Origin of the sequence: Segatella hominis (assembly GCF_004535825.1) — a bacterium.
Lineage (GTDB): Bacteria > Bacteroidota > Bacteroidia > Bacteroidales > Bacteroidaceae > Prevotella > Prevotella hominis.
This window is the reverse complement of sequence record NZ_SGVY01000073.1, coordinates 1-12493: the sequence shown is the minus strand read 5'-3', so window position 1 is coordinate 12493 and position 12493 is coordinate 1. Positions and strand designations below refer to the sequence as shown.

Sequence of the window (12493 nt, the reverse complement as noted above, 5' to 3'; positions counted from 1 at the left end):
ACTAGGACTGTTTACCCGAATCATCGGGAAAATCAGCGCATTTACAGTCTTGCAATATATTAATTATGTAAACAACAGACCGGTTGGCAGGGTTAAGTATGCGCTAAATTAATTCCGCCAACGGGTTTAGGGTAATTTTTGAAAAAACATTTAATTCTCTTTGTTGTTTCATAAAAATATACTAACTTTGCAATCGGGTGCTTTTTCAAGCTCCCGATTTTTTATTATGAGGCTTCTGGTTCATATTATAATCTGTGTTTTCTTGACTTTATCGCTGGATGGATACGCAAGAAATGTTACACCGAAAGACGATTTCCGTGATTCGGTGATGAATCGTATCTATCGATATTATCAGTTGTCTTATTCCCCTTCTGAGCAATCTCATGAGTCTTATGCATACACGAAATTTATGATGCGTACCAATCATCGCAACTTTACGTTGGCTATGGTTCCTTCTCTTTATGCGATAGCTCATGGTTCCGGTAGAGAATTTATGGGAGAATATTATAGTAAATATACGGTAAAAGAAAAGAATAAGATAACTCCTCATCGTTTACTATGTATTACTACAGTTCCTCACAAAAGGAATACAATGCCTTCTCTGCTGAATTATCTTACTCCGAATGTTTATGGTGAATGTCTTTTTCAAGACAATATACTGTCTCCCTATCATCGGTCAAACAGGAAATATTATAAATTTATGGTCACGGCTCTTCCATTTGGAAAAGCTCAGGTTTATGCCTACCCTAAATTGAAAAATACTCAATTGGTTACGAGTATGGCTATAGTGGATAGTCATACGGGTAGAATAAATTTGGTTGATTTTGAAGGTGAGTATGATATGACTCGCTTCTTTATCAGCGTGGTGATGAATAAAGAGGATTCTGTGGGTTCTCTGTATCCGAAGAAGTGTGACTTGAGAGCTAATTTCCGTTTTATGGGCAATCAGATAACGGCCAGATATTCTACTATTTATGGCTTGTCGAAATTATTGTCGGATTCATTGAATAATGTTGAAGATACTACATTGATGGCAAAGGTGCGCCCTACCCCGTTGAATGAGGAGGAAATGCATTTCTTGAACCATTATTATCAGAAAAAGAATGAAAGGGATTCTTTGGCCAAAAACGAAAAACATAAAAAGTCTTTTGTAAAAGATGTGTTGTGGGATATTGTGGGCGATAATGTCTTAAATCGTATCAAGCAAAATTTCGGAAAGCAAAATCAGGGGTATCTTAGAATTAATCCTATTCTGAATCCTCTTTATATGGGTTATTCCGAACGCAAGGGATTTGTATATAAGTTTGATGTACGAGGAAGCTATTCTTTTAGTGATGATGTGCAATTTGCTCTTCGCTTCAAAGCTGGTTACGCTTTCAAGCAGCATCGGTTTTATTTCAGCATTCCTGCTACTCTTAGCTACAATAAAAAGCATGATGGATTCCTTCAGTTGGAGTTGGGTAATGGAAACCGAATCAATACCAATGTTGTTGCGCGTCGTATATTGGATATCAGCGAGAAAAAAGATAGTCTTATCCAATTCCCATATGGTGATTATACGGCCTTTAAGGATAATTATTGGCGACTGACGAATCATTGGATGTTTAATAACTATATTGGTTTTGAGTTGGGAATCATTGCCCATCAGCGTCAATCTATAAATCCGGAATTTTATAAGGAAAATAATTTCCCAAGTTTGTATAGATCAGTTGCGCCTGCATTGGCTTTGGTTTGGCATCCTATTGGGAAAAACGGTCCTGTCGTAAAAGTTGATTATGAAAGAAGTTTCAATCATTTTCTTCATTCCAATATCAGCTACGAACGGGTTGAAATGGATATGCAGGATATTATCAACATGTCAAGAAGGCGGAGCCTTTCTTTGCGTTTGGGTTCTGGATTCTATACTCAGAAAGGCGACCATTGGTATTTTGTTGATTATACTAATTTCAGGGACAATAATTTACCTGGTGGCTGGAATGATGATTGGGCAGGCGAATTTGAATTGCTTAACTCTGGATGGTATAATGCCTCTGATTATTATGTTCGGTCCAATGTTACTTATGAGTCTCCAGCCTTGTTTGCTGCATGGTTGCCATGGGTAGGACGTTTTATAGAAAATGAACGATACTATGTCAATGCCCTCTTGGTAAGACATCTTCATCCTTATACGGAATGGGGATACGGGTTCAAAACCCGTGTGGCTTCGGTAGGCATATTTGCTTCTTTTCAAAATACAAGATTTCAAGGAGTCGGTTGTAAATTCGGCTTCGAATTATTTAGAGAATGGTAATTACAATTTAATATACAAGCATTAAGATATGAATTCTCAACTTACTGTTTATAAAGCAAGTGCAGGTTCTGGAAAAACCTTCACTTTGGCTAAAGAGTATATGGTCTTGGTGATACAAGACCCATCTTCATACAGGAATATTCTTGCTGTAACATTTACTAACAAGGCAACTGAGGAAATGAAAAATAGAATCCTCAGCAAACTGTATGGAATAGCTAATCGGCTGGATGACTCAAGAGATTACTTGGAACAAATCAAGGGAGTATTATCTCAGATGTCAGAAGAGCAGATTATTGAAAATGCTGGTATTGCTCTGAAAAATCTTATCCACAATTATAATTATTTCCGCGTCGAAACGATTGATACATTCTTCCAGAGTGTACTCCGTAATCTGGCACGTGAACTTGATTTGACCGCTAATTTGAGAATTGGTCTTAATGATGTCCAGATAGAAGAACAGGCTGTAGATGAATTGATCGAAGAACTTCAGATGACAGACAAGCTTCTCTTTTGGATTATGGATTATATTAAGGAAAATATTGCAGATGACAAAAACTGGAATGTGATTTCTCAAATAAAAGCTTTTGGACGGAATATATTCAAGGATTTTTATAAGGATCATGCTGATGCGCTGAATAATTGTATTGAAAAAGATGGCTTTTTCGAGGCTTTTTCTTCAAAATTGAGGAAAATGCAAGCTGAAGCTAAAGAGCATTTTGACCAGATTGCGGCTACCTTTTTTGATGCATTGGATGAAAACGGACTTTCGGCAGATGACTTTCAAAATAAGACCAGAGGTATATGGAGTTACTTTTCCAAATTGAAAAACGGTAAATTCAATGATGATGATTTGCAAAATGCTACATTGGTAAAATGTCTGGATAGCGAAGAATCCTGGGTCAAAAAGTCTGATGCTCAGGCTGGTAAACCTGCGTATGACTTAGTGGTTTCCCAACTCTTCCAACTGCTTCATTATTCAGAAACTTCAAGACCCAAGTTATTGCGTATATATAAAAGTTGTGATCTTACTTTGCGCCATCTGAATCAATTACGTCTTTTGGGAAGTATTGAAAAGAGAGTCAGAGAAATGAACAGAGATGCCAACCGTTTTTTGCTTAGCGATACCCAGACTCTTCTTCATTCTTTGATTCAGGATGAAGACTCCCCTTTCATCTTTGAGAAAATCGGTTCTCAGTTGGAGCATGTCATGATCGATGAGTTTCAAGATACCAGTACTGTGCAGTGGAAAAACTTCAAGGTGCTATTACAGGAGACAATGAGTCACCAGAATGCAGGAAATTTAATAGTAGGCGATGTGAAACAGAGTATTTACAGATGGCGTTCTGGTGATTGGCGTCTGCTTAATAATATTGAATCTGAGTTTCCATCTAATTATACAATTCAAATTGAGTCACTCTCTCACAATTATCGCTCAGACAGGAATATCGTAGATTTCAATAACGCTTTCTTCGAAGCTGCTGCAGAAAAAGAATATCAGGCCATAACGGATAAAGATTTACCTCATACTTTCTCTGACTCCGACTCTGGCTCCGATGGCTCCAGTGCAGCTCAACTCAAGAAGGCTTATAGTGATGTAAGGCAACGTGTGCCTCAGAAAAAAACTGCATGTGGCTATGTGAGGATTAATCTCTTGGGACAGAAGGGTATCAAAGAAGATGAGAATTCTGAAAACTATCAGGACAAGATGATGGGTATGATTTTAGATACCATCAACGAACTTGTAGAGGCGGGAGTAAAATATAAGAATATTGCCATATTGGTGAGAAGCAATAAGACCATACAGAATATTGCTGATTATCTGATGGCTAATAGTGCGACTCCATTGCCTTTGGTTTCTGATGAGGCTTTCAGACTGGATGCCTCTCAGGCCGTGAATGTGATGGTTACTGCTCTTCGGTGTCTGGCTCATCCGAATGATGATATAGCTAAGGCCGGCTTGATGAAGTTCTGCATGAAATATCTGAAAAACAAGCAAATAGCAGAAAAATTCTTGGAAGAAAGAGAACTTTATTTGCAAAAGCCGCTTTTGGATTTGACAGAGTCCCTCTACACTTACTTTAAATTGGGAGAAATAGAAACGCTCTCTCAACAAAGTTCATACGTAAGTGCATTCTATGATCAGTTGGCTTCTTATCTCTCTGATAATGGTGGTGATATAGATGATTTCTTGAATGAATGGGATGAGAATATTCACTCTAAAAGCATTCATAGTGATAAGGCTGACGGAATCAGGCTTTTGTCCATTCATAAAAGTAAAGGTCTGGAGTTTGACAATGTCATCATGCCTTTCTGTGATTGGGCGTTAGAGAAGACTGATACGATTTGGTGTACGCCTCAGGTTGCACCATTCAACGAACTTCCTTTGGTGCCTGTCGATTTTTCTGCAAAGAAAATGGTTGGTAGTATTTATGAGAAAGATTACCATCAGGAACATTTGCAGAATATGGTTGATAATTTGAATTTGCTATATGTAGGATTCACGCGAGCTGGTAAAAATCTGTTTGTATATGGTAAGCGAGGTGCTGCTACGCAGAGAAGTTTTATCATCGAAGATAGTCTGGAAGCAGTTTACAATACATTGAATGCCCAGAATGCTTCTGGCCAGTATGAGGAACAGACTCTCGAATTTCAAGGAAATGGAACTGACAAGAAAACCGATGATGTTTACTTCGAATATGGAGAGATAGATGCTTCTTCCAAAGAGGAGGCATTTGCCGAAAATAAGAATGTTTTTATGCAAAAATCTGCTGACTTGCCTATTCAGATAAAAGTGAAGTCTGATTTATATTCCTTTAAACCAAGCCTGCAGAGTGAATTCTTTATGCATGGTGATGAGTCCGAGGAACAGCAGAAGTTCTATATCAAAATCGGAACGGTTCTTCATGAATTGTTTTCAAAGATAAAGACAAAGGATGATGTTGAGTCGGTGTTGAAGCAACTTGAACTTGATGGTGTGCTTTATGATGAAAATATTTCGAAGGAAAAAATCGAAAAAATGTTGCGTGCTCGACTGAATAGTCCGCTTGTCAGTGAGTGGTTCTCTGATAAATGGAAAGTACTGAACGAAACCAGTATCCTCTATTTGGATAAGGATGGAAAGGTTTGTAAGGATCGTCCGGACCGTGTTCTTGTAGGAGACAACGAGATTGTCGTGATTGACTTCAAGTTCGGTAAACCTCATGCTGAATATCATGATCAGGTAAGGCAATATATGTCTCAACTCAAGGGTATGGGATATTCCTGCGTCAAGGGCTATCTGTGGTACGTTTATCCTAATAAGGTGGAGAATGTTGTTCTTGAAGATTAATTTGTTTAATAATTTTGTTTGAAATTTACAATGAAATCATTTCTAAAATACGTTGCTGAAGATATTATTAGAGATTATGGTACTGACTTAAGTCGCATCATGGTCGTTTTCCCAAATAAACGTGCCAGCCTTTTCTTAAATGAAGAGCTGATGAAAATCGTACAGAAACCATTCTGGAGCCCTAATTACATGACAATTAGTGATATGTTTCTCCAGAATACTTCATTACAACTGGCAGACCCGATCAAACTAATCTGTGATTTGCACAAGTCGTTTGTGAAATGCACAGGGGTTGATGAAACGCTCGATCATTTTTATGGTTGGGGGCAACTTCTGTTGGCTGATTTTGATGACCTGGATAAAAATCTTGGTGATGCAAGGAAAATTTTTATCAATATTGCTGATCTTCATGAATTGGATGATGACAGTTATCTTGATGAAGATAAGAGAAGAATTCTGAAGAAATTCTTTGGTAATTTCAAGGATACTCAGAACACAGAATTAAAACGCCGTTTCATGGCTTTGTGGAATCATTTGTATGATATCTATACGGATTTCAATCAACGATTGGCAAGTCAGGGACTTGCCTATGAAGGCGCTTTATACCGCCATGTGATTGAGGCTGACACTTTGAACCTGCGTTATGATACCTACTTGTTTGTGGGATTCAACATGATGCAGCAAGTAGAAACTGCCCTTTACAGGCGTATCAAGCAGGATGCTTCTTGTCATTTTTACTGGGATTATGACAAATATTATGTTGGTCAGAATAAAAATGAAGCGGGTGTCTATATCAATCAATATCTGAAACTTTTCGGCAACAAGTTGTCTGAACCTTCGCTTCAAAACGGTATCTATAATAATCTGAACTCCCAAAAGAAGATTACGTATATCAATGCTGCAACAGAGAATATTCAGGCAAGATACGTAAATGATTGGTTGATGGAAAAGGTTGAGGATGAACATGGAAAACTGGTTCCACGCTATCAGACTGGCCGCAAAACTGCTATCGTGTTAGCTGATGAAAACTTGCTTTCTACCGTGATTCATTCCTTGCCTACAGAAATTGACAGTCATGTGAATATTACCTTAGGCTATCCGCTTAAGCAGACTCCTTTTTTCAGTCTGATCATGCAATTAATCAACCTTCAGACGATAGGAAGTGTCAAGGGTTCTACCGCTTTTCGTCTGCATGATGTGGTCAAGGCATTACGCCATCCTTATGCTAAGTATATCAGCTCAAATTATCAGGATCTTCTCCATAAAATAGAAGAACAGAAACTTTACTTTCTTGACAGGGATGTACTGTGTGCAGAGGAAGATGAAGGTATGAATATGATGTTCGCCGATTTGGAAGCCTCTGAAAATAGATGCCTGGCTTTGGTCGGTTATCTGGTTAACATTCTCAGACTTATAGGTTCTCATGCAAATGATGGGGAGGATTCCTTGTTTCAAGAATCTCTCTTCAGAACTTATACCTTAATTAATAGATTGAAATGTTTGGTTGAATCTGGTGATTTGGATATCGACATAATGACCCTGCAACGTCTTATTCAGCAACTTTTCCAAAACACAAATGTGCCTTTTCATGGAGAACCGGTCATCGGAGTTCAAATTATGGGTGTATTGGAAACCAGAAATTTGGACTTCGACCATATTCTCGTGTTGTCATGTAACGAAGGTAATTTGCCGAAAGGTGTCAATGATTCTTCGTTTATTCCCTACTCCATCCGTAAGGCTCATGGTCTGACTACTATCGATAATAAAGTGGCTATTTTTGCCTATTATTTTTACCGACTTATTCAAAGAGCACAGGATGTAACTCTTTGCTACAACAGTTCTACAGATGAAGGACATACCGGTGAAATGAGCCGTTTCATGCTCCAACTCTTGGTGGAAAGTAAACACGTGATAAGTCGAAAAACGATAGTCTCTGGTCAAAATGTTGAAACTCATAAAGCGGAAGTTATAGTTAAAACACCTCAGATGATGGAAATCTTAGATAAGCCTCGTCTGATAACTCCTACTTTCCTCAATACTTACCTGAGATGCGCTAAGAGCTTCTATTATAAATATATTTTGAGTATTCGAGAGCCGGAAGAACTGGAGGATGAAATGGACAATAGAATGTTTGGAAATATTTTCCATAGAGCAGCTCAGTTGTTTTATTTGAAATTCGCAAGTAGTTCTGATATTAAGATTGGAACTGATGGGGAAAAATCCCTGATCAGACCTATCGTTATTAACAAAGGAGATATTCAGAATGCGATAAAAGATGAGAGCTTGCTTTACAGACTGGTCGATCAGGCTTTTAAGGAAGAGTTGTTCAAAATCAAGGATCAGAAAAAATCTCCTCAATATAATGGTTTGCAGCTGATCAATCGTGAAGTAATTACCAATTATTTGAAACAATTGCTGTATATTGATATAAAACTGGCTCCTTTTACTATCAAAGGTTTGGAGATAAAGGTAGAAAAAACTTTTGAATTCTCTACTCCTTCTGGTACAAAGAATTTGAGATTGGGCGGATTCATAGACAGACTTGATGAAGTTTCGGCTTCTGAAAGTTCTGATAATAGTATTCTTGGTGAACGTATCAGGGTGATAGATTATAAAACGGGACGTATTCCTTCTTCTTTACCTAAAGTTGTGGAGAGTCTGTTTGATCCAAATGAACTTGATAAACATACAGATTATTATCTGCAGGCTATGTTGTATTCGTATATTGTCAAGCAGAGCAAGAAACTCAATCCTGCCAATGAGTCAGTAAGCCCTGGCCTCTTGTTTATTCAGCAATCTGGAGCAAGCGGTTATGAGCCAACATTGAAGTTTGGAAAAGAATACATTTCAGACGTTTCGCCTTATAAGGAGAAATTCTTCGCAGGTTTAAATCATCTGATTTCAGATATATTTGATCCGAATTCGCAATTTGCTCCTACAGAGAAAAAAGAACGCTGTGAATTATGTCCTTATAAGACTCTTTGTAAATAATGTAATTGATAATCTCTGACAAGTAAATGTTTAATTTCTCTTAAAACTTGCTTGTCAGAGTACCCTTTTCTTCCTATGGATACGTATTAATTTAAACTCAATTTAAAAAATAATGTTAGATATTGCATATTATATTATATTTTATGCAAGAATATTAACTATTTTGTCTATCTTTGCAGTGTAAATAATAAACAGACAGAAAAATATGAAAAAAGCATTAGTAATTCTTCAGTTACTCATGGTAGTACTGTTTGCGCAAGCTCAGATGATGAATCCGGTAAAATTTACCAGTTCATTGAAAACAAATGGTACGCCTGAGGCAGAGATTGTGTTTACTGGTAAGATTCAACCAGGTTGGCACGTTTATTCAACAGGCTTAGGTGGTGATGGACCTATTTCAGCATCCTTCAATGTCAATAAGATGGATGGTGCTGAAGCTGTAGGAAAGTTGCAGCCACGAGGCAATGAAATTTCCAAGTTTGATAATCTTTTTGGTATGAAATTGCGCTACTTTGAGGGAAGCGTTACTTTCGTTCAGAAAATCAAATTCACAAAGCCTGATTACCATATTGACGTATATGTAGAATATGGCGCATGCAACGATCAGAACTGTATGCCTCCAAGTGAAGCAACCTTCAAGGGAAGTGGTAAGTCTCCTGCTGTAGATAGCAAAGCTGCCAAGGAGGAAAAGGCACAGAAAGAGGATCAATTAGATCCAGCTGCGCTGGCTAAGGCAAAGGCTGATTCTCTGGCTAAGTTGAATGCAAATGCTGTAGATAGCACCCAGGCTTTGGATTCTGCTGCTCTTTCCTCTACCCTTCAGACTATGGATGCTAAGGAACTCTGGAAACCGGTAGTGAAAGAACTTCAGGCTTTTGGAGGCAATAATGATATCGCAAATCATTCACTTTTCTATATTTTCATTATGGGTTTAGTAGGTGGATTGCTGGCACTTGTTATGCCTTGTATCTGGCCTATTATTCCTATGACGGTAAGTTTCTTCCTGAAAAGAGCAAAGAATGACAAGAAGAAAGGTATTCGTGATGCGGTTACTTATGGTTTGTCTATTGTTGTCATTTATCTCGCTCTTGGCTTGATTATTACTGCCATCTTTGGTCCAAGTAAACTCAATGAGTTGTCAACAAGTGCTGTGTTCAATATTATATTGTTCCTGATGCTGGCAGTCTTTGCTTTCTCTTTCTTCGGTTGGTTTGAAATTAAGTTGCCAGACCGTTGGGGAAATGCTGTTGACAACAAGGCTTCCAATACTACAGGTCTGATTTCTATCTTCCTGATGGCATTTACACTTGTATTGGTATCATTCTCTTGTACTGCTCCTATTATCGGTTTGCTTTTGGTTCAGACTGTAACATCAGGTGATTGGTTGGCTCCAACCATCGGTATGTTCGGTTTTGCCATTGCTCTTGCTTTGCCATTTACCTTGTTTGCATTGTTCCCATCATGGTTGAAGTCTGCTCCAAAGTCAGGTTCTTGGATGGAGACTATCAAGGTTGTGCTTGGTTTCGTAGAGTTGGCATTCTCTTTGAAGTTCCTCTCTGTAGCCGATCTCGCTTATGGTTGGCATATTCTTGACCGTGAGGTGTTCTTGTGCTTGTGGATTGTTATTTTTGCAGCATTAGGATTGTATCTTATCGGTAAACTAAAGTTCCAGGTAGATGCTATCGGTGGCGATATCAATAAGCCAATGCCTGTTCCTTGCATCATGCTCGGTCTTTGCTCTCTTGCATTTGCTATCTATATGATTCCTGGTCTCTGGGGTGCTCCATGTAAGGCAGTAAGTGCTTTTGCTCCACCTGTTAACACACAGGATTTCAATCTCAATACAAAGACTGTGGAGCCTGCATATAAGGATTATGAATTAGGTATGGCTGCTGCTAAGGCGTCTGGAAAACCTGTTTTGATCGACTTTACCGGATTTGGTTGTGTTAACTGCCGTAAGATGGAGGCTGCTGTTTGGACTGATCCTTCTGTGGCAGATAAGTTGTCCAAGGATTATGTTCTGATTTCTCTTTATGTGGATGATAAGACTCCTCTTCCAGAACCGATGGAAGTTACTTTCAACGGAGAGAAGAGGACTTTAAGAACTGTTGGAGATAAATGGAGTTACTTGCAGGCAAGTAAGTTTGGTGCCAATGCGCAGCCTTTCTATGTGGCAGTAGATGATGAGGGTAATCCTCTTACCGCTTCTTTCAGCTATAAGGAAGATGTTCCTGCATATTTGGATTTCTTGAACAGAGGTCTTGAAAATTTCAGAAAATAAGAGTAATCAAAATTTTCTAAAATAAATTTAAGTTAAAACCGGAGACTTTTTGGCATGAAAAGCCAAGGTCTCCGGTTTTTTATATTTAGTGGCACACTATTTGTTGTTTATATGACAAGAAATTTAAATTATATAAGAATGAAAACAAAGGAATTACCAGTATTATTGCTGACAGGTTATCTTGGCAGCGGTAAAACCACATTGCTCAATAGAATATTGGGAAATAAAAAGGGTATTAAATTCGCTGTTATCGTAAATGATATTGGCGAAGTAAATATTGATGCAGCCTTGATTGAAAAAGGTGGTGTTGTAGGTCAGAAAGATGATTCTCTTGTTGCACTTCAGAATGGTTGTATCTGCTGTACTTTGAAAATGGACTTGGTTGAGCAGCTGAAAGAGATTGCTGATATGAATAAATTCGACTATATCGTAATCGAGGCCAGTGGAATCTGCGAACCTGCTCCTATTGCCCAGACCATTTGTTCTATTCCTTCTTTAGGTCCAGAATATATCAAGAATGGTGTGCTCCGTCTCGATAGTATCGTTACGGTAGTGGATGCTCTCCGTATGAAAGATGAATTTGCTAATGGCGATGACTTGATGAAGGATAATATCGATGAAGAGGATTTGGCTTCATTGGTTATTCAGCAAATCGAGTTCTGTAATATTATCCTTTTGAATAAGGCTGCTGAGGTTGAACCAAAGGAACTGGAGAAACTGAAACAGATTATTCGTGCTATCCAACCTAAGGCTGAAATCTTTGAATGCAATTATGGTGATGTAGATTTGGATAAAATCGTCAATACTAAAAAGTTTGATTGGAATACTGTTGCTACTTCTGCTGGTTGGATACAGGAAATCGAAGCTGAGCGTAATGGGAAGGAAGAAGATGAACATCATCATGATGAAGATGATCATGAACATCATGATGAAGATGATCACGACGAGCATGAACATCAACATGGTCACGAGCATCACCACCACCATCATGATCACGACCATGAGGAAGGTGAAGCTGAAGAGTATGGCATTGGAACATTCGTTTATTACAGCCGTAAGCCATTTGACTTGAGTTTGTTTGATGAGTTTGTCGCCAGAAAATGGCCTCGCGATGTTGTAAGAGCTAAAGGTATCTGCTATTTTGCTGACGAAAAAGATATGTGTTATGTCTTTGAACAAGCTGGTAAGCAGAAAACTGTTAAGCAGGCTGGACAATGGTTGGCTACAATGCCTAAGGATCAGTTGGAAGAGCTTCTTCAGCGAGAAGAGCAACTTCGAAAGGAATGGGATCCTGAGGTTGGCGACCGTATGATTAAGATTGTCTTTATTGGTCAGCATTTACAGAAAGCTGCTATTTGTGCAGAATTGGACAAGTGTCTGTGGGATTAGATTAGTCTGTTGGAAATCATTTTATAATAAAGATAAAGGGTGAATCAAAAGTCTTTGACTCTTGACTCACCCTTGTTGTATATATATTGACTTATACTGATATAGATAGACACATTTATGGTTAATTAATAAAATGTGTTTAGTAATGAGTAAAAAGTACAAAAGTTACAGTAAGGAAGACAAATTGTCTTTACTTTGCGACTATTATCAGTCA

5 protein-coding genes and 1 pseudogene are annotated in these 12493 nt (G+C 38.2%); all 6 read left to right on the top strand.

The window, feature by feature from the left end; genetic code table 11:
* A pseudogene (locus EXN75_RS16040) lies at positions 1–112 on the top strand (IS982 family transposase); the annotation flags it as partial.
* Positions 113–328: 216 nt separating this feature from the next.
* Complete coding sequence (locus EXN75_RS16035) at positions 329–2290, top strand: DUF5686 family protein (protein WP_134844587.1); 1962 nt, start codon at positions 329–331, stop codon at positions 2288–2290.
* A gap of 28 nt (positions 2291–2318) precedes the next feature.
* Positions 2319–5618 carry a UvrD-helicase domain-containing protein gene (locus EXN75_RS16030; protein WP_134844586.1) on the top strand — a complete coding sequence of 1100 codons (3300 nt, stop codon included), beginning with the start codon at positions 2319–2321 and terminating at the stop codon, positions 5616–5618.
* 30 nt (positions 5619–5648) lie between these two features.
* Positions 5649–8609, top strand: coding sequence for a PD-(D/E)XK nuclease family protein (locus EXN75_RS16025; RefSeq protein WP_134844585.1), 2961 nt, complete (start codon positions 5649–5651; stop codon positions 8607–8609).
* Positions 8610–8814: 205 nt separating this feature from the next.
* Entirely contained in the window at positions 8815–10890 is a 2076-nt protein-coding gene (locus EXN75_RS16020; RefSeq protein WP_134844584.1) for a protein-disulfide reductase DsbD family protein, read from the top strand.
* 138 nt (positions 10891–11028) lie between these two features.
* Positions 11029–12279, top strand: a complete 1251-nt coding sequence (locus EXN75_RS16015) for a CobW family GTP-binding protein (protein ID WP_134844583.1) — start codon at positions 11029–11031, stop codon at positions 12277–12279.
* The last annotated feature ends 214 nt before the right edge of the window (positions 12280–12493 follow it).